We start from the raw sequence: 17,737 nt of genomic DNA, 5'->3' as shown, positions 1-17,737 counted from the left end.
ATCAACGTCCTGCCGTCTCATGAACGACACCCCGTTGGCGGGCATCCCGGACCTGTGGATGCTGTGCTGTGAAGCGTCATGCATCTTCCTCCTCTGGATCAGGCACGTCCATGGGTGCCGCGCGGAATGGCGGTGTCGCTAGCGGCACCCCTCGATCTCGGGCAGGAGTGCAGGGAGTTCCCGGCACCATGCCGCCTTCGCAGTCGCGGCCTCCCTGCCGGAGATGGATGTGGTCGTTCCAGCCAGCCGGGCGCCGCCGGCGATCGGTGGGTCGGTGCCCCACGCCGGGGCGTTCACGCCGACGTTCCGGATCCGGATGCGAGTTTCGCCGCTGCCGTCGGCGTCCATCACAAAGAGGTCCGAGCAACAGAAGTCGTCGTAGCGACGGTCGCTCGCGAAGACGATCGACGCACCGTCGGGCGAGTATCGGGACGCGAAGTCGTTGTTCGGGTAGCTCGCCGGGGTCAGCCGTTGGATGCCCGTTCCGTCGGGATTCACGACGTAGACGTTGCTGGGAAGGCGGCAGCAGTTGCTGGAGAACGTGATGCGCTGCCCGTCGGGGGACCAGTCCGGCCTAAATGCTTCCAGGGACGGAGCCGTGACGGCATGGAGTCCGGACCCGTCGGGCGACATCACGTGGATCTGGGCGATGATTCCGTTCGCGAAGAGTCTGGTGAAGGCGATCTCGCTGCCGTCGGGCGAGAAGGATGGGTTGAAGTCTGCGGCATCGAAGGGCACGGGCGTGAGCGCCTGCCTGTCGGTTCCGTCGGTTCGGATCGAGAACAGTGCGCAGCCAGGCCTCGGCTCGTGTCGACACCGGGTGTAGAGCAGGCGAGTCCCGTCCGGCGTGTAAGTCGGTGCGAAGTCCTCCACGGCTCGGCCATCACGTGCGACCCGACGAACGTGGCGCCCGTCGTCGTCCATGATCCACAACCGCCATCGCCCGCTCATGTTGCTCGCGAAGGCGATGTGCTTCCCGTCGGGAGCCCATGCGGGCGAGGATGCGAACTCGCCTTCACCCACGTCCGTGAGCTGCCGGAGCCCCGTCCCGTCGGGGTTCACCGCGTAGATCTGTCCGGTGATGTAATCGTCGAACGCGATCCTGCCGTTGGTGCCGGGGTACTGCGCTCCGGCGGGGCCGGCCGAGGCGAACGTCAGGCCGGCCGCTATGAGGATCACGATCCAGAGACCGGGGGGCGTTCGCTTGGCTCGCATAGAGGATCTCCTTCCTGATGAAGTCGATGAGGCGACGTCCACCCGATGGCTCATGACGCGACCCTCGGCTGCCAATCGGAGGAGAAGATGCCACGCGCCCTTACGAGGGTGTGGAGATCGGTTCCGTCGGCGTTCATCACGGAGAGTCGACCGCTGAGGAGCACGATCCTCCGCCCGTTCGGGGAGTAGCTGGCTGCCACGCCATGGTCGTTAAGCAGCATCGGGTCGCTCCCCGAGGCTGTCATGACCCAGACGCTGTCGACGATCTCGTCCGGGATGCCCTTGATCGTGTCGAACAGGATCGTGGAACCGTCGGGCGACCATTTCGGCCCCGATGCTTCGAGGGCGGGCTCGGTGAGACGGTGCAGCCCGCCTCCGTCGGCGTCCATCACCCAGATAGCGGTGACCATCCCGCCTCGGTTGGCGCTGAAGGAGATGTGCTGCCCGTCCGGAGAGTAGCTGGGGCCGTTGTGGACCCAGTTCCCGCCGAGGAGCTTCGTGAGACCGGTGCCGTCGGCGTCAACCCGCGCGATGTCGCAGTACGTCGCGAACCCGAACGGCCTGGCACAGCGGGAGAAGACGATGTGATCGCCATCAGGCGACCAAGCGGGTGCCGTGTCGTCGAAGCCCGGGTCCTTCATGACACGGTGCTGTCCGGTGCCATCGGCGTTCATCACCCAGATGCGGCCGTTGCCGTTCTCGGAACAGAACTCTCCGGTCGTGTCCTTCACAGCGAAGACAATGTGGCGTCCGTCGGCGGACCACTTCGGCTGGGAGGCGCAGCGTCGACCCTTGAAGTGGGTGAGCTGCCGGACGCCGGTGCCGTCGGGTCGAACCGTGAAGATCTGGGAGTGACCACTTCCATCGGTGTCGAAGGCGATCTGGCCGTTCTTCCCCGGGAACGCGGCTTGGGCCGTTCCGGCGGCCGCCACGAGCAGTCCCATCAATCCCATGGCGGTCAGGATCATCGGCGTTCGCTTCATCGCCCCTCCCGGTTGTGGATCCTGTGGGCTTGCATACGCGCCTCCTTCATCACTGCTGGGTCCGGTCAACCGGACGGCTGCTTGCGATCCGAGACTCGAACCGGAACTCGTTGTTCACCATGAAGAACACTCGAGGCGGCGGAACGTTGAGTTGCTTCGCGCTGATGTGGGCGCGGGTGCGAGCTCAGCGGAGCGCGAACCGGGGGGCTGGCATCCGCACTACGCAGCCTGTGTCCGGCGGCAACGTGGGGGCGTCGACCCACACATTGCGGAATCTCCGGGGACAGTCGAACGCTAGGAGGTTGTGGCCGTTGTACGGGAACTCGACGAGGTACGCCGACGACAGCCTTGCCTCGGCCTCCTCGACGAGTGAGGCCGGGCTGTACGCGTCGAACGCGCCGTGGAAGATCAGGGTCGGGATGTCCGACGAGACTGGCTCGTTCGCGACTGCGTCGGTCTTCCCAACCGGCCACACTTCGCAGATGTCCGGATAGGGGCTCCGTCCGAACGCTTCGACGATCCCTTGATCACCCGCTGCCCACGACTCGAGGCGCGACGGGTCGACGAACGGCACCTCGTCGTGGCAGAGGAAAGAGTAGTAGGTGCCCTCGCTGTAGTCGTTCCATTCGCAGAAAGGCAGGTACCCGACACAACCACCTGGGTCTAGGGCGAGGAAGCGAGCCGCGAGGCGGAGGTCACCTCTGTGGGCTGCCGAGACGGTGAGAGGCACCAATGGGGCGCCTTCTGGCCCGCCGTCGGACACCATCACCCTGATCGCCCGGACGAAGGCAGCCCCATCGACGATCACGTTCACGGGATGGTCGAGGTCGATCCCATGCGATCCCCTTCGCACACTGACGGTTACCGGGTCGGCGTTGAGCTGTGTGATCACCTCGACGAAAGCCGTGGCGAGCTCGGGGAACGCGCGATCGCAGCGCGCGTCCTTCGCGCACGCGGCGAAGAGTTGTCCCATAGCGTCGCGCAGATCCCGCGGTGCCTCGGTCAGGCCCTCGAGCTGGGGGAACTGCGGCGAGTCGAGTTGCACAGACCGGATGTGCTCGGGGAAACGTCGGATCATCTCCATAGTGATCCGCGAAGCGGTGCCGATCACATGGATGTTCCAACGTTCGATGCTGAGCGCCCTCCGAAGATCCTCGGCATCGGCAGCCGCGGCTTCCAGCGTGTAGGCCGAAGGATCGATGCCTTCGGACACCAGCCGGTCGTGGCAGACCGCGGCGGCACTGGTGAGGGCGTCCCGGGCAGAGGGGTCCGACAGGCGGGCTCCCAGGACCTTCTCCGACATCGCTCGAACCTCAGGGCAGGCCAGTGGCGGCTCCGAGTGACCAGTGCCTCGCTGATCGAGCATGATCACCTCTCTGTGAGTGCGCTGGGCCAGCGGAGCGATCCCCTGATAGTCGTTGCCCATGGCCAATTCGATGCCTGGATGAAACATCGGGTCCGGCGAGGCCTTCCCCGGTGGCCGGATCCTCACGACGAACAGTCGGATCGTGTGCCCGTCGGGTTCCGATCGATCCTCGAGCACCGTCAGGTATCCACACGAGTGATCGTTGAGGATGACCAATGACACGTCGTCCGGACAGGGGGCGACCTCGAACGTCGGGCGGAACGAGGCATCCGTCGAGGTGCAGGAAGCAGTGAGCAGGACGGCGACGGTCACGACGCCGATCTGTCGGCGTCGGATTCCGCGACACTTCATCGTCCATTAACGCACGCGAACCCACGTGCCGGGTTCGAGTGTTGAGGCTTCCCAGGGGCTGGGCCACTGGACATCCAGGGTGAGGCGATCGCCCACGATACGGTAGGTGACCTTCGCCTCCTCGGTCCAGTTCCCTGAGCCGTCGTCGCGACCGATGAAGGCGTCGTGGCCTTCGATCAGCTCGTACGTCGGAACACTCGACACCTCGGGATGCTGGGGGTTCCATGTGACGAACGTGCCGTTGGCGAAACGCAGTCGCAGCGTCACCGACCGGTCCTTCCCGCAGAGGTCCCCGCGCGGCGGTTCGTCCGGAAGCCTGAACACATCCTGCACAAGGACGGCGATCCACCGGTCATACAGCTTGGGATTTGACTCTCGCTCGAGCGTGCGGACCATGTCCTGGCATGAGAAATGCGTTTGCCACTCGCCCTCGAGGGGATCTGATAGCCCTATCGTCTCAGCCAGAGTAGGTGATGCCTCCGCCTGGCTGGCAGGCGCTTGGCGCGATGCCGTATCACCGGAGCTGCATGCCGCCAGCAGCAGCGTCATCGCTCCGAGTATCGCGATGGTTCGTTTCATGGCGTCACACCTCCTGGATGTGGAACGGGATCTGCATGTCCCTGAGGCAGCTCGCGGCGGTTGGTGCGGATGTCGGTTCATCGATCCACGCGTTGCGTATCTCGAGAGCGCATTCGTTATGGCCCAGGGTGTTGTGAACGTCGGTGACTGCGATCACCCGCGCCTGCTCGAACGACTCGGCGGCAGCTCGGGCCACGGACGGCGGGCTGAACGGGTCGAACCGACCGACCAGGATCAGGAGCGGCACGTCGGTCAGCACGGGTTCGTGTACGGCGGGGTCGGCGGGCGACACGTTCCAGCCCTCGCAGGCCGCGAGGTAGGGATGCTGCCCGATCACTTGCGCGATGGCTGGGTCGCCGGCCGTCTCGGCCTCGAGCGCGGCGTGATCCACCAACGGCGCCTGGTCATGGCACAGGACCGTGAGATACGCGCCCAGGCTGAATGACTCGTCGGGCTCACATCGCGGGCGGTAGCCGGCGCACAGCAAGGGCCCCGAGGCGACGATGGCCGCCAACCGGGGGGTCATGCGTCCCGCGGCCGCCGATGCGACCATATCTGGCAGTGACCCGGCTGCGTCCGGATGGACGCCACCCAGAACGAAACCCGCAACGCGGAGGAACATGGCTGCATCCACCGTGACCTCGGTTCGTTCGCCGTCGTGCGACGTGATCCGGCGCTGAAGGGAGGTGCGCTCGAGCTGTGCGAGGGCTTCGGACCCCGAGGCTGCCAGGTCGGGGTAGGCCTTCTCGCACCGTACATCTGTCTCGCACGCTGCGTACAGGCTCTTCAGCGCGGAGCGTGTCCCTGTGACAACGCCGCTGACCTCGTCGATCTGGGGGAACTGCGGCGAGTCCATGAAGGCCGCTCGAACGTGCGGCTGGAACTCTCTCAGGTATTCGAGCAGGTAGCGTGACGTCGTCCCGTAGCTCGCGAGGTTCCACTGCGGGACGCCAAGAGCCACGCGCAGGTCCTCGGCATCCTGAGCGACGGCCTGCACGCCGAAGTCGCTGACGTCCACCCCGTCGGATGCGAGGCGATCACGGCACGCCTGGACGGCCACGACGAACTCCCCGGTGAGCGAGTGGGGGCTCGTTGTCCTCTCGCCGCCTTCCAGCGCTGTCACCTCCGGGCACTCCAGCGACGGCTCGGAATGGCCGACGCCGCGCACCTCCACCAGGTAGGCGATCCGGTGTGTCCGGCTGGCAAGCGGCGCGAGACCCGAGAACCCGTCGGGGCGGCCGAGATCGCTCCCGAAGACCAGGATCGGATCGGGCGACGGCCTCGCGTCCTCGGGGAAGACCTTCACCACGAACATGCCGACCCTCCCGCCCTGCGGGTCCGATCGGTCTTGGGGCACGGTGAGGAACCCGCACTTGTGCTTCTCGATGAATTGGGTTTCCACGTCATCGGGGCAAGCCGACCAGTCCAGGGTCGGGCTGAACGCCTTCCTCACGGCGTCGCCATCCGATGCCTCATCCGCGGCACCGCCTGCCGTACACGAGACGGCGAGCAGACTTGCCGCCGCGACGACAATCCATCGCTCGAGAGACTTCATCCCGTCATCCCGTCCATTTCCGGAGTGCTCACATCTAGGATGAAGACGCGAGTCCGCGGAACGTTGAGTCGTTCGGTGCTCAGCGCCAATGATTCACGCCACTCGAACGTACGGAGCTCGTTCAGGAACACCCCCAGCCCAGGGGTCCTGATGCTTCCTTCCCAACTGCTCGAACCAGAGCCGGTTGCCGGCGATCTCGAACGTGAACCTGTATGTGGCCTCGGTGCACCGCAGGAAGCTCTCGCAGACGGCGATGTCCTGGCCGCCGTCGTTCATGGTGAGCATGTGATCGCCTATCAGCTCGTAGGTGACCAGCCACGTCCCGCCACCTGGCGAGCTGAAGGTCATCTGTCCATTGGCGACGCGCATGATCTCGGTCCTGTCCCCGGCGCCTGCGCAGAGCGCCTGAGGGGTGAGTCGTGTGGCGGTCCCTGCGCTCGGGCCCCACGCGAAGTCGCGGATGTAGTAGGCGATCAGATCGGGCCGCGCTGTGCTCAGTCCGGTCGTCTCGGCCATCGCTCTGCGCGTCCTCGGGGATATCACGTGCATGTTCGTGATGAACGTTCGGACGTTGTCCTCGCACGTGTAGGTCTGGCGCCACTCGCCCTCGAGCGGGTCAGGGGACGCCCGGGATGGCGTCTGGCTCCGTGCTGGCGACGAACCGACTTGCCCGGGTGCGCGCCCTGTGGAAGCGGCACCGCCGTCGGTACACGCGGAGAGCACCACGACCATCATCAGGACGAAGGTGCGGAGACGACGGAGCGTCGAGCCGGTCAAGGTCCGCGCCTCCACGGCTGAGATCCGAAGAGCGCCGCACGGACCTCGCACTCGTCGACGAGCGGTGTGAGCGTGAGCCGGTACCTGGTCAGCTCCCAGCGGTACACGCCGGGCTCGATGTCGGCGCATGTGAGGTTCACGAACGCGTTGGTGGTGAACTGGTTGCCCGAGAGCCTGAAGTTGATCCCGGTGGGCGCCTCCCCCTCCCGCTGGAAGCCGGGGGGCAACCTCAGGTGCATGACGCCGTTGGGCTTGAGCCGCATCGTGTACGTTCCCGCCATCCCGTTGGCCGCGACGACCGGATCGTTCTCCCCAAGCGTGGTCGCGTAGACGCCGGCGATCAGTCCGTACGAATCCGCGTCGGCGCTGGCGGGCGGCGGCGAGGCGGCCGGCTGCCGTCCACCGCCTGACTCTCGCAGCGTCGTGACGACTCCCCACGTGCCGGCCCCCGCGATCGCGAAGGCCAGGAGCCCGGCGCCGATCTTCCGGTTGCGCTGCTTCCGCCGGTGACGTTCGAACAACCGGTCCAAGGCCCCTGGCGCGAGCTCGAACCGCCGGCTCGTGCGCTCGAGGTCCGGGCCGATGTCAGACATCTTCCGGCTCCAGGGTTCGCTTCATGGCCGCTCGGCCCTGCGATGCGAGGGCCCGGATCGTTCCCGGCCGAACGCCGAGCACGCGCCCGGCCGCCTCGGAGCTGTAGCCGAGCAGTTCGGTGAGCACGATCGCCGCGCGCTGTCGAGAGGTGAGCTCGGACAGCCCCTGCTCCACCATGAATCTGGCGTCCGCGGCCGCGAACTGGTCCACGCTCTCGCGCACGCTGAATGCCCGACGCAGGGCCATCGCCGCGCGCTTCGTTCGCCGGTTGAAGAGGTTGAAGGCCGTTCGATACAGGTATCCGGTCGGATCCTCCATCAGCCGAACTCGGTCCCAGCGCTCGAACACCTTGAGGAACGCATCCTGCATGACCTCTTCGGCCTCGTGGCGGTTCCCCGTGACGAGGCACAGCCGCCGGAACATCGTCGGGCTCTCGATCTCGAAGAACTCCTCGAAGCTCTGCGCGTCGCTCACGGCCTCGTCCGTGGCGAGACCGCGTGAGACCACGAGCCTGAGCGTTTCAGGCATCCGAAGGGGAGAACACCCGACATGCCCGAAGTGTTGAGGAGAAGCATCGGAGACCGACACGACCATGGGCGTTCAAAGGCGAATCCGCAAGCCCGCCGCCGCCTCCACGCTGCTCCGCCGAGGGCCGGTGGAAGTCGAGGGGCTCAGATGCGATCCGGCAGCTGCTGCACGCTCCAGGCGTTGCCGTCGGGATCGCTGAAGAAGACGAAGGAGCCCCACGGGAAGACCTGGATCTCGCTCGCATCGACGCCGCGGCCCACGAGTTCGGCCCGAGCTACCTCGATGTCGTCGACCACGAGCTGCAGGCCGGCGACCGAGCCGGGAGCCGACTCGGTGAGGCCGGTGCCGATCGAGATCGAACATGCCGAGCCCGGGGGGGTGAGCTGCACGAACCGCAGCTCGTCGGTGACCTTGTGGTCGTGGTCGAGGGTGAAGCCGACCTGGTCGGCGTAGAAGGACTTCGCCCGGTCGACGTCCGACACGGGCACGTTCACGAGTTCCAGCCTGAAGTCGGTCATGCGGGCATCGTATCCAGAGGGCGCGCACGCCGCGCGTTGACACATACCGATATAGACATATATAGTCGCGCCATGGCACGAGCGGCCACCACGACTGATGCTTTCAACGCGGTGGCTGAGCCGCGCCGACGGGCGATCCTCGATGTCCTCGCCATCGGGGAACGGCCCGTGAACGACCTCGTATCGGCCCTCGGCCTCGCCCAGCCGCAGGTCTCGAAGCACCTGCGCGTGCTGCGCGAGGTCGGGCTGGTCGACGTGCGCTCGGACGGGCGGCGCCGCATGTACCGGGTGAACGGCCGGTCATTGAAGCCGATCCACGACTGGGTGCGCACGTTCGAGGAGACCTGGACCCAGCGCTTCGAGCAGCTGGACACGGTGTTGGAGGAGCTCAAGGAACGAGAGGAAGGAGATGGGAACGATGGTGACTAGCGGGACCGCGGTGGTGACGCTTCCGTCGGAGACGCAGATCCAGATCACGAGGGAGTTCGAGGCTCCCAGGCACCTGGTGTACCGGGCCTGGACCACGCCGGAGCTGATCGAACGGTGGTGGAGCGGCAAGCGCGGTGAGGTGAGCGTCGCCGACGTCGACCTGCGGGTGGGCGGCTCGTGGCGCTACCTCATGACCGCGAACGAGGGGTTCGAGGTCGGGTTCCACGGGGAGTTCCGGGAGATCGTTCCGAACGAGCGCATCGTGAACACCGAGATCTACGACACCGGCCCTGGAGCGGAGGAGGCCCAGGGCCTCGAACCGGCGCTGATCACGACGACGTTCACCGAGGTCGACGGCCGCACGCTGCTCACGCAGACCACGGAGTGCCACAGCGCCGAGGTGCGAGACATGATCCTCGAGTCGGGCATGGAAGCCGGCATGCAGGAGTCGATGGATCGCCTCGAGCAGGTCGCCGGATCGCTCGCCTGAACCGGCGCGCGACGCGTCAGAACGCCGGCATCCACGTGCGGATCCGCGAGCGCCGCGAGTGGTGCGCGGATCAGTTCGCGACGTTGGGGATGAGCTCGACGATGTCGCACGAGCCTCGCCACTTCGCGATGTTCTCGGCGGGCGAGCCCACGCGGCTCTTCCGCTTGTCGGCGAGCACGGCGGCGGCCGCCTCCCACTCCGCGCCCTCGAGCCGTCGCTGCGCAGCCCAGAACTCCTCCAGCGAGGTGTCGCGGCCCTTCCGCCGGGTGACGACGAGGAGCTGCTGGGCGTCGGGCACGCCCGGTACCGTCTGCTCCTCGGGCCCGGGCTCCCGCTTCGAGATCACGAAGATCTTCCCGTCCTTGTACGCGAACCACACCGGGGCCGTGCGCCGCTTCCCGGCTCGCTCCTCGCCGACCCAGATCACGTCGGACTTCTTCAGCCCGTCCTCGGTCTCCTTCGCGAGCTTCGCCGGCGCGCTCTGCACGAAGACCGGAAACTCGATCTCGCCCACGATCGCGTCGTCGATGATGAACGACGCCACGTACGTGCCGGTTTCGTCGAACACCGCGTCGCCCACGCGATCGAGCTCGGTCGTGAGGTCCATCGCCCCGGCCATGCGGCGTGGCTCGGGCCCCCACCGCCAGATCGTGCGTCCCGAGGGTCCGATCAGCCGGATCTCCTCGCTCACGACGCCGACGGGCACCTTCCACGCGCGGAAGATGACGAACGGCAGCGCCGGGCCGGGCTGCCCGACGAGGTAGACGCCGTCGTTCGCCTGGGCGCCGTACGCCTCCCACACACGCTCGTCGACGACGGCTGCCGCGACGAGCTCTCCGACCGGATCCATCGAGCGGAGAGGATATACGACCGTTCCCGCCGCAGCGGCGTTCCCGGGCCCTCGCCTCAGACCGTGCGGGCGAGCCACAACCGCGGCTCGGCCACCTCCGGCAGCGACGGCATCGCGTCGGGGCTCTCCCACATCCGCGACAACGTCGCCTCGTCGGTGAGTGAGACCACCGTGTCGCAGAATGCCCGTCCGGCCTCGTACTGCTCGCGCTTCATCTCCACGCCGAGGAGCCGCTCGAACACCGGATCGCCGGCCTCGCCCTCTCGGTAGCGGCGCATCGCCTCCTCGATCCGGCCGTACGAGGGCAGCAGCTCGGCGCCGAGCGTGTGCATCACGTGGTCGCCGTAGCCCTCGGCCGCCGACATGAACGCCTGGATCCTGCCCAGCTTCAGCCGCTGCTCGTCGTCGAGCTCGGCGCCGAAGAGACCCTCGTCGCTCTGGAGCATCTGCTGCAGCGTCTCGGGGTCGCTCGCGTCGATCGTCGCCAACCGCGACCGCAGGCCTTCCATGTCGAACCGCAGCGTCGACAGGAAGTCGTCGAGCAGCTCAGCGAACCGGGTGCGCGCCCACGGCTGGGCGAACTCGAACCGGTGCGTCACCTCGTGCAGTGCCACGAACGTGCGGAAGTCGGTCGGGTCGAGCGACCAATCCGTCTCGAACCGGCGCACGTTCGGCACCACGAACATCACCGCGCCCGGTCCCGATCGTGGCACCGCCACGTCGTACTGGCCGAGCACCCGCTGCGCGAGAAACCCGAGCACCTGCCCGACCTGCGCGCCCATCAGCAGCGGCGAGATCTGGGCGAGCATGCCGCTCATCGCCTGCATCTCGGGCGGCATGGACCCATGCTGCGCGAGATCCATCGACTCGCCGATGCGCCTGGCGGCCGGCTCCAGCAGGCCGGCGAGGTTCTCGGCGTTCGCCCCGATCCACTCCGCGCGGCGCACCGCGCGCACGTCGGCCACGTCGATCGGCGGGTCGAGACCCGTGAACCGCGCGACGTGCAGCTCGGCGACTCGCACGGCTTCCTCGAAGCCATGGCGCTCCTCGTCGGTGGCGTCGTGGTCGTCGCCTGCTTCGGCGGCGCTCGCGACCGCGACCTGCCGCGCGAGCTCCCAGTTCACGGGTCCCGACGACGACGACATCACCCGCTGCATCTCGCGGAACAGCGGCGCGTCGCGCAACGACTCCGGATCCATGCCGAACGGGAACCCGAACCCGCTGCTTCCTTGATCGCTCATCGTCTCATCGTACGACCCCTCGGTCCTTCGGCCTTGGTTACGATGGCCGCGTGTCCGACCTGCGAACCGGCTCCGACCCCGACGCGAGCGTCCTGACGCGCGTGCAGGATGCGCCGCTCTCGCTCGACGAGGCGGCGGCGGCCGTTGCCGACCCGGCCGCCGGCGCGGTGTGCATCTTCACCGGCACGGTGCGCGATCATTCCGACGCCGGAGGCGTCACCGGCCTCACCTACGAGGCCTGGCACGAGCTCGCGGAGCAGCGGCTCCATGAGCTCGCCGGTGAGATCCTGGAGCGCTGGCCGGCTCGCCGCGTCGCGATCGTGCACCGCGTCGGCTCGCTCGAGGTCGGCGAGACGAGCGTGATCGTCGCCGTCTCGGCGCCCCACCGCGCCGAGGCGTTCGAGGCCTGTCGCCACGGCATCGAGCGGCTCAAGGAGGACGTGCCCATCTGGAAGAAGGAAGGCCTCGTCTCAGGCGAGGCCCACTGGGTGATGGGCAGCTAGATGGCGGCCTTCTCTCTCAGGACTCCTCGATAGCGATGGGCCGCGATCTCGCGATCGACCTCGGGACCGCGAACACCCTCGTCTACCGACAGGGCGAAGGTGTGGTGTTCGATGAGCCCGCCGTCGTCGCCGTGCGGGCGGACACCGGCGAGGTGCTCGCCATGGGTGAGGAAGCATGGCAGCTGCTCGGCAACGACGCTGGCAACGTGCTCGCGGTGCGACCGCTCAAGCAGGGCACGATGACCGAATTCGACGTGACGCAGGCCATGATCGAGGTCGTGATCCGCCGCACGATGACCGTGCGCTTCCCGCGTCCCCGGGTCCTGGTGGCCGTGCCGTCGATGAGCTCGGAGGTCGAGCGCCGTGCGATCGAGGACGCGATCCGGTCGGCGGGGGTGCGCCAGGTGACATTGGTCGAGGAACCACTCGCCGCCGCGATCGGCGCCGGGCTGCCCGTGCACGAGCCGGTGGGACACCTCGTCGTCGACATCGGCGGCGGCCGCTCGGAGATGGCGGTCGTGTCGATGGGGGGCGTCGTGAGCGGCCGCTCGGCCGCGCTCGGCGGGTTCGATCTCGACGGCGCCGTTCAGCAACACATCCGCACCGAGTACGGCGTCGCGATCGGGGAGAAGGCCGCCGAGGAGATCAAGGTCGCGATCGGATCGGCCTTCCCGACGCCGGGCAGCAAGGCCGCCGTCGTGATCGGACGCGAGCTCGCCACCGGGAACACCGTCGAGGTGAAGGTCACCGAGGACGAGATCCGCAAGGCGATCGGCGAGCCGGTGCACGGCATCGTCGAGGCCACCCGCCTCACGCTCGCCGAGGCGCCGCCCGAGCTCACGCATGACGTGCTCGAGACGGGCATGTTCCTCACCGGCGGGGGAGCGCTGCTGCGGGGCTTCGACATGTTGCTGGCCCAGGAGTGCGAGGTGCCCGTTCACGTCGTGGAACGGCCGCTCGAGACGGTGGTCGTCGGCACGGGTCGCATGCTCGAGCACCTCGAGGATTACCGGTCGGCGTTCCAGCTCGTCCGCCGTCGGTGACGCCGTGGCGGCCGGGCGTCAAGCGCCTGCGTCGGAGAAGAGCCGGGAGACGAACGACGCCAGCGCCCACAACGAGAGCGCCAGCGCGATCGCGCCGATCGCGACCGCGATCACGAGGCCCATCGCACCGCCGAGCCGGGCATGCCACGACGGCGCGCCCGACGCGACCGGGATGTACCCCTCCGGCACCTCGGTCCGCCGCTCGGTCGGAGCCAGCGCTGAGCGCGTGACGCCCCCTTCGCCGCTCGACCACGCGCCGATCTCGTCGTCCGTTCCGGGGAGGGGAGGCTCGGCCGAGCTCGTCGGTTCGGTGTCGCCGGCGGTCAGCCGGTAGACGAGCACGCCGACGGCCACGGCGATGACCACCACCAGCACGGTTCCCACGGGCTCGTCCTCCTCTCGGCGGCACGAGCGTACTTCGCCCGCAGGGGTTCCGTGAAGGAAGATCTCCGATGCCGCCCGTACTATCGAGGCCCACCATGAGACGCACCGCCCGCGTTGTCGCCCTCGTCGTCCTGTTCGCCATCGCGTTCGCCGCGGCCTGGATCCGGCTGCCCTACTACGCGGTCGGGCCGGGGCCGGCGAACGACGTCGCGCCGCTGATCGACGTGCAGGACGTGCCCCGGTACGCATCCGAGGGCACGCTGATCTTGACGACCGTACGCTGGCAGCAGGTCACCGCGCTCCAGTCGCTCGTGGCGTGGATCGACGAGTCGCGGTTCATCGTCGGCGAGGAGGCGATCTATCCCCCCGGAGCCGATCGCGAGCAGGAGCAGGAGCGCGCGATCTCCCAGATGGACCAGAGCAAGATCGACGCGTCGATCGTGGTCCTCAACGAGCTGTTCGACTACCCGGAGGAACATGGCAAGGGCGCCCTGATCCAGGCCGTCGGTCCCGATTGCCCGGCCGAGGGCGAGCTCTTCGTCGGCGACGTGGTGCTGGCGATCGACGGCCGACGCGTCGACTCGACCCAGGAGGCGAGGCGGACGATCGACCGCGTGCCGCTCGACGAGCCGCTGGCCTTCCGGGTGCGCGCCGCTGGCGAGGTCCACGACATCGAGCTGCTGCGGGAGCCCTGCGTCCCCGACAACGAGGAACCGCTGGTCGGCATCAGCATGGTCGACGCGTTCCCGTTCCCGATCGAGATCTCGAGCGGCGACGTGGGCGGTCCCTCGGGCGGCCTGATGTTCTCGTTGGGCCTGTACGACGCGCTCACCCCCGAGGACCTCACGGGGGGGCGGACGATCGCCGGCACCGGCACGATCGACCCCGGTGGCGACGTCGGCCCGATCGGGAACATCGCCGACAAGGTGATCGGGGCCGAGCGCGCGGGAGCGTCCGTCTTCCTCGTGCCCGCCGACAACATGGACGAGCTCGCCGACGTCGACACCGAGGGCATGCGGCTCATCTCCGTGGCGACGTTCGACGACGCCGTCGAGGCGCTCGAGGGGCTGTGACGGCCGTCGCATATCACCGCATGCGTTAGGCTCGCCGTGGGCGCGCCCGCCGCCCATCCGAGGAGGAACGACCCGAACCATGTCGACCGTCCGCATCCCCACGCGCCAGCGACGCTGGCCCGCGTTCGTGATCGGCGGGGTCGTCGTGCTCGCCGTGCTCTTCACGGTGATGTCGACGTTCTACATCGACCTGCTCTGGTACCGCGAGATCGATCAGTCCGGCGTGTTCTGGACGGAGCTGCGGACGAAGGTCGCGCTCGGCACCGTGTTCGGGTTGTTGTTCTTCGGGCTGCTCTACGCGAACCTGCTCGTCACGCGCCGCCTCGCGCCGCCGCCCCTGCGGTTCCTGACCCCGGAACAGGAGGCGATCGAACGGTTGCGCATGTCGTTCGAGCCGTTCCTCGGGTGGGCGCTGCCGGTCGGCGCCGCGGCGCTCGCGTTGCTGGTGGGCATCGGGGTCTCGCGGCAGTGGCAGGTGTTCCTGCTCTGGCGGCACTCGAGCGGCGTCGAGTTCGGTGATGTCGAGCCGTTGTTCCAGCGCGACCCTGCCTTCTACGTCTTCTCGCTGCCGTGGCTGAAGTTCCTGCAGGGATGGCTGTTCTCGACGCTCGTCGGGATCACGTTCCTCACGGCGATCGCGCACTTCTTCTGGGGCGGCATCCGACCGCAGGCGCGCACGTGGGGAGAGCGGGTCGCCCCTGCGACGAGGGCGCACCTGTCGGTGCTGCTGGGCCTGATCATGCTGGTCAAGGCCTGGGGCTACTACCTCGGGCGGTTCGACCTGCTCACCTCGCGGCGGGGCGTGGTGCAGGGGGCGTCCTACACCGACGTGAACGCGCAGTTGCCGGCGTTGAACTTCCTGATCATCGCTGCGGTGATCTGTGCGGTGCTCTTCTTCGCGAACATCTGGCGGCAGCGTTGGGCACTCCCGATCATCGCCGTGATCGTGCTGGGCGCCGTCTCGGTGCTGCTCGGCACGGCCTACCCGGCGTTCGTGCAGCGCTTCCGGGTCACCCCGCAGGAGTTCCAGCGCGAGCAGGAATACATCGCCGACAACATCGCGGGCACGACCACCGCCTTCGACATCGAGCCGGGCGGCGTCGAGGCCCCGCCGGAACAGTCGTACGAGCCGCAGGTGACCGCAGCGCAACTGCGAGCCAACCAGACCACGAAGGACAACATCCGGCTGTGGCGGCCTTCGATCATCGGACAGAACTTCCAGTCGCTGCAGCGGTTCCGCTCGTTCTACGAGTTCCGCGACGTCGATGTCGACCGCTACGACATCGACGGCGAGCGCAACGTGCTCATGGTCTCCGGCCGGGAGGTGTCGCAGGCCGGCATCCAGGCCGAGGCCCGCACGTGGCAGAACGAGCACCTCGTGTACACGCACGGGTACGGGGCGGTCGCCGCCAGGGTGAACACCGCGAACGCCGAGGGCGCGCCGATCTTCACGCTCTCCGATCTGCCTCCGCCGGCGACCGACCAGCCGGCGTTGGAAGAGCCTCGCATCTACTTCGGGGAGGGCGACGCGAGCGACGCTTCCTTCGTGATCACGAAGACGAAGACGCCGGAGCTCGACTACGAGGGGGCCCCGTCGGGCTACGAGTACCAAGGGACCGGTGGCATCGAGGTCGGCAACGTGGTGCAGCGGGCGTTGTTCGCGTGGCGCTTCCGAGACGTGAACCTGCTGATCTCCGGACAGATCGTGCCGACGAGCCGCATCATGATCTACCGCGACATCTACGCCCGGGCCCCGAAGCCGGTGCCCTTCCTCACGTTCGACCGCGACCCCTACCTCACGATCGTCGACGGTCGTCTCGTGTGGATCTGGGACGCCTACACCACCACGAACGAGTACCCGTACTCGGAGTCGATCAACCTGCAGGATGCCACCGAGGGTGATCTGCCTTCAGTCCTCGCGAACTACATGCGCAACGCCGTGAAGGTGACGGTCGACGCCTACGAGGGCTCGATGACGTACTACGCCGATACGACCGACCCGATCATCCAGGTGTGGGCCCGTGCGTACCCCGGGCTGTTCACCGATGTCGCCGAGGCTCCCGAGGAGGTCCGCGCCCACTTCCGGTACCCCGAGAACCTCTTCCAGGTGCAGGCCACGCAGTACGCCAACTACCACGTCACCGATCCCGAGGTCTTCTACCAGAAGCAGGACCGGTGGGAGATCGCGGCCGACCCGACGCAGCAACCGATCGACGTCGCCGCGGGCACCACCTCCACTTCGTCCCTCGATGCGGCACCCAGGCTGCGCCCCTACTACCTGCTGATGCGTGCGCCTGGAGAAGCCGAGGAATCGTTCCAGCTCGTGCTGCCGTTCGTGCCGGAGGGCCGCCAGAACATGGTGGCGTGGCTGGCCGCGGAATCCGACCCCGGCGAGAACTACGGGCGGCTCCTCTCCCTCGAGCTTCCCGCTTCTGAGAACGTGCCGGGACCGTCGATCGTGTTCTCGCGAATCAACCAGGACCCGCAGTTCTCATCCGAACGCACGCTGCTCGGCCAAGGCGGCTCGACCGTGCTCTTCGGCGATCTGCTGGTGATCCCGATGGCGAACTCCTTCCTCTACGTGCAACCGGTCTACGTGCAGGCGAACCAGTCGGCGGCGGTGCCCGAGCTGAAGCGGGTCGTCGTGGCCAACGGTGACGTGGTCGGTGTCGGACAGACGCTCGACGAGGCGCTCGCGGAGTCGGTGGCGGGCCAGGTGGAACCCGACGGCGACGGTGGGGGTGACGGTGGCGTCGATCGCACGGTCGCCGAGTTGCTGGCCGAGGCCGCGCAGCACTTCGAGGCGGCCGACGCGGCGCTGCGCGAGGGCGACCTCGCGACCTACCAGGAGGAGATCCGGGCCGCGCAGGACCTCGTGGCGCAGGCGCTCGAGCTCTCCGGAGCGACGCCCCCCGTGGAGGGCGAGGCCGCGGCGTCCCCATCGCCCTCGGCCTCTCCGACGCCGTAGGCGGACCGGATCCGGCCGGTCGTCACTCCGGCAGGCGGAACCCCAGATCGGCCTCGACGTCGGCGACGTCCATCTGCGCCTTCTGTAGGTGGCCCGAGTAGTCCCAGTTCATCGACTGCCAGCGGGTGAACTGGTCGAGGACCCAGACGCCCGACTGCCGCGAGCCGTTCCCGCTGCGTCCGTTGCCGCCGAACGGCAGGTGCGCCTCGGCGCCCGAGGTCGAGTTGTTCACGCTCACCATGCCCGCCGAGATGCGTTCGCGGAAGCGGAAGACGCTCAGCGGGTCGCTC

The 17,737-nt window shown here is 67.8% G+C and carries 19 protein-coding genes; 6 read left to right on the top strand and 13 right to left on the bottom strand.

Annotated features, from left to right (window positions below; all coding sequences use genetic code 11):
* Nucleotides 1-138: 138 nt before the first annotated feature.
* The 9 genes from VFI59_15805 to VFI59_15765 form a co-directional block, all read right to left on the bottom strand.
* Complete coding sequence (locus VFI59_15805) at nucleotides 139-1,215, bottom strand: hypothetical protein (GenBank protein ID HET6715157.1); 1,077 nt, start codon at nucleotides 1,213-1,215, stop codon at nucleotides 139-141.
* A gap of 50 nt (nucleotides 1,216-1,265) precedes the next feature.
* The gene (locus VFI59_15800; GenBank protein ID HET6715156.1) at nucleotides 1,266-2,198 is read right to left on the bottom strand and encodes a hypothetical protein; all 933 of its coding nucleotides are present in this window, start codon (nucleotides 2,196-2,198) and stop codon (nucleotides 1,266-1,268) included.
* Nucleotides 2,199-2,382: 184 nt separating this feature from the next.
* Complete coding sequence (locus tag VFI59_15795) at nucleotides 2,383-3,651, bottom strand: alpha/beta fold hydrolase (protein ID HET6715155.1); 1,269 nt, start codon at nucleotides 3,649-3,651, stop codon at nucleotides 2,383-2,385.
* Nucleotides 3,652-3,921: 270 nt separating this feature from the next.
* The gene (locus VFI59_15790) at nucleotides 3,922-4,494 is read right to left on the bottom strand and encodes a hypothetical protein (protein HET6715154.1); all 573 of its coding nucleotides are present in this window, start codon (nucleotides 4,492-4,494) and stop codon (nucleotides 3,922-3,924) included.
* A 4-nt stretch (nucleotides 4,495-4,498) separates the two neighbouring features.
* Complete coding sequence (locus tag VFI59_15785) at nucleotides 4,499-5,947, bottom strand: alpha/beta hydrolase (protein HET6715153.1); 1,449 nt, start codon at nucleotides 5,945-5,947, stop codon at nucleotides 4,499-4,501.
* Nucleotides 5,948-6,142: 195 nt separating this feature from the next.
* Complete coding sequence (locus VFI59_15780; protein HET6715152.1) at nucleotides 6,143-6,565, bottom strand: hypothetical protein; 423 nt, start codon at nucleotides 6,563-6,565, stop codon at nucleotides 6,143-6,145.
* A 257-nt stretch (nucleotides 6,566-6,822) separates the two neighbouring features.
* Nucleotides 6,823-7,419: a hypothetical protein gene (locus VFI59_15775; protein ID HET6715151.1), complete on the bottom strand. Its 597-nt coding sequence runs from the start codon at nucleotides 7,417-7,419 to the stop codon at nucleotides 6,823-6,825.
* Entirely contained in the window at nucleotides 7,412-7,948 is a 537-nt protein-coding gene (locus VFI59_15770; protein HET6715150.1) for a sigma-70 family RNA polymerase sigma factor, read from the bottom strand. Before VFI59_15770 ends, VFI59_15775 begins: the two co-directional genes overlap by 8 nt.
* A gap of 143 nt (nucleotides 7,949-8,091) precedes the next feature.
* Entirely contained in the window at nucleotides 8,092-8,466 is a 375-nt protein-coding gene (locus VFI59_15765) for a glyoxalase superfamily protein (protein ID HET6715149.1), read from the bottom strand.
* A gap of 72 nt (nucleotides 8,467-8,538) precedes the next feature.
* Between VFI59_15765 and VFI59_15760 the strand changes: the two genes are divergently transcribed.
* Together VFI59_15760 and VFI59_15755 are read left to right on the top strand one after the other, a co-directional pair.
* Nucleotides 8,539-8,895, top strand: coding sequence for a metalloregulator ArsR/SmtB family transcription factor (locus VFI59_15760; GenBank protein ID HET6715148.1), 357 nt, complete (start codon nucleotides 8,539-8,541; stop codon nucleotides 8,893-8,895).
* Nucleotides 8,885-9,385 (top strand): SRPBCC family protein, encoded by a 501-nt coding sequence (locus VFI59_15755; GenBank protein HET6715147.1) that lies wholly within the window; start codon nucleotides 8,885-8,887, stop codon nucleotides 9,383-9,385. Before VFI59_15760 ends, VFI59_15755 begins: the two co-directional genes overlap by 11 nt.
* A 70-nt stretch (nucleotides 9,386-9,455) precedes the next feature.
* Here VFI59_15755 and VFI59_15750 read toward each other — a convergent pair whose 3' ends face one another.
* Nucleotides 9,456-10,235, bottom strand: coding sequence for a hypothetical protein (locus VFI59_15750; protein ID HET6715146.1), 780 nt, complete (start codon nucleotides 10,233-10,235; stop codon nucleotides 9,456-9,458).
* A gap of 56 nt (nucleotides 10,236-10,291) precedes the next feature.
* A complete protein-coding gene (locus tag VFI59_15745) occupies nucleotides 10,292-11,476 on the bottom strand; it encodes a zinc-dependent metalloprotease (GenBank protein HET6715145.1) in 1,185 nt (394 codons plus the stop codon).
* A 50-nt stretch (nucleotides 11,477-11,526) separates the two neighbouring features.
* Between VFI59_15745 and VFI59_15740 the strand changes: the two genes are divergently transcribed.
* The gene (locus VFI59_15740; protein ID HET6715144.1) at nucleotides 11,527-11,979 is read left to right on the top strand and encodes a molybdenum cofactor biosynthesis protein MoaE; all 453 of its coding nucleotides are present in this window, start codon (nucleotides 11,527-11,529) and stop codon (nucleotides 11,977-11,979) included.
* 35 nt (nucleotides 11,980-12,014) lie between these two features.
* On the top strand, nucleotides 12,015-13,022 hold the full coding sequence (locus VFI59_15735) for a rod shape-determining protein (protein ID HET6715143.1): 1,008 nt from the start codon (nucleotides 12,015-12,017) through the stop codon (nucleotides 13,020-13,022).
* Nucleotides 13,023-13,040: 18 nt separating this feature from the next.
* On the opposite strand, the gene VFI59_15730 is transcribed toward VFI59_15735, so the two are convergent.
* On the bottom strand, nucleotides 13,041-13,406 hold the full coding sequence (locus tag VFI59_15730) for a hypothetical protein (GenBank protein ID HET6715142.1): 366 nt from the start codon (nucleotides 13,404-13,406) through the stop codon (nucleotides 13,041-13,043).
* A gap of 95 nt (nucleotides 13,407-13,501) precedes the next feature.
* Here VFI59_15730 and VFI59_15725 point away from each other — a divergent pair, with 95 nt between their 5' ends.
* Both VFI59_15725 and VFI59_15720 read left to right on the top strand, forming a co-directional pair.
* Nucleotides 13,502-14,479 (top strand): S16 family serine protease, encoded by a 978-nt coding sequence (locus tag VFI59_15725; protein HET6715141.1) that lies wholly within the window; start codon nucleotides 13,502-13,504, stop codon nucleotides 14,477-14,479.
* A gap of 79 nt (nucleotides 14,480-14,558) precedes the next feature.
* Nucleotides 14,559-17,447, top strand: coding sequence for a UPF0182 family protein (locus VFI59_15720; GenBank protein HET6715140.1), 2,889 nt, complete (start codon nucleotides 14,559-14,561; stop codon nucleotides 17,445-17,447).
* Between the two features lie 22 nt (nucleotides 17,448-17,469).
* Here the strand turns inward: VFI59_15720 and VFI59_15715 are convergent.
* Nucleotides 17,470-17,737: aldehyde dehydrogenase family protein (locus VFI59_15715; GenBank protein HET6715139.1), on the bottom strand; the 268-nt coding region annotated here is incomplete at its 5' end.

It is taken from the genome of Actinomycetota bacterium (genome assembly GCA_035697485.1).
GTDB lineage: Bacteria > Actinomycetota > UBA4738 > UBA4738 > HRBIN12 > JAOUEA01.
Note: the sequence above shows the minus strand (reverse complement) of the source record. Positions and strands in the feature narration are given on the sequence as shown.

Bases quoted from the DNA above. Each gene is read 5' to 3' on its own strand.
- VFI59_15775 (HET6715151.1), bottom strand. From the start codon at position 7,419: ATGTCTGACATCGGCCCGGACCTCGAGCGCACGAGCCGGCGGTTCGAG.
- VFI59_15770 (HET6715150.1), bottom strand. From the start codon at position 7,948: ATGCCTGAAACGCTCAGGCTCGTGGTCTCACGCGGTCTCGCCACGGAC.
- VFI59_15780 (HET6715152.1), bottom strand. From the start codon at position 6,565: ATGGCCGAGACGACCGGACTGAGCACAGCGCGGCCCGATCTGATCGCC.
- VFI59_15800 (HET6715156.1), bottom strand. From the start codon at position 2,198: ATGAAGCGAACGCCGATGATCCTGACCGCCATGGGATTGATGGGACTG.
- VFI59_15735 (HET6715143.1), top strand. From the start codon at position 12,015: ATGGGCCGCGATCTCGCGATCGACCTCGGGACCGCGAACACCCTCGTC.
- VFI59_15765 (HET6715149.1), bottom strand. From the start codon at position 8,466: ATGACCGACTTCAGGCTGGAACTCGTGAACGTGCCCGTGTCGGACGTC.
- VFI59_15725 (HET6715141.1), top strand. From the start codon at position 13,502: ATGAGACGCACCGCCCGCGTTGTCGCCCTCGTCGTCCTGTTCGCCATC.
- VFI59_15805 (HET6715157.1), bottom strand. From the start codon at position 1,215: ATGCGAGCCAAGCGAACGCCCCCCGGTCTCTGGATCGTGATCCTCATA.
- VFI59_15720 (HET6715140.1), top strand. From the start codon at position 14,559: ATGTCGACCGTCCGCATCCCCACGCGCCAGCGACGCTGGCCCGCGTTC.
- VFI59_15760 (HET6715148.1), top strand. From the start codon at position 8,539: ATGGCACGAGCGGCCACCACGACTGATGCTTTCAACGCGGTGGCTGAG.
- VFI59_15795 (HET6715155.1), bottom strand. From the start codon at position 3,651: ATGTTTCATCCAGGCATCGAATTGGCCATGGGCAACGACTATCAGGGG.
- VFI59_15755 (HET6715147.1), top strand. From the start codon at position 8,885: ATGGTGACTAGCGGGACCGCGGTGGTGACGCTTCCGTCGGAGACGCAG.
- VFI59_15790 (HET6715154.1), bottom strand. From the start codon at position 4,494: ATGAAACGAACCATCGCGATACTCGGAGCGATGACGCTGCTGCTGGCG.
- VFI59_15745 (HET6715145.1), bottom strand. From the start codon at position 11,476: ATGAGCGATCAAGGAAGCAGCGGGTTCGGGTTCCCGTTCGGCATGGAT.
- VFI59_15750 (HET6715146.1), bottom strand. From the start codon at position 10,235: ATGGATCCGGTCGGAGAGCTCGTCGCGGCAGCCGTCGTCGACGAGCGT.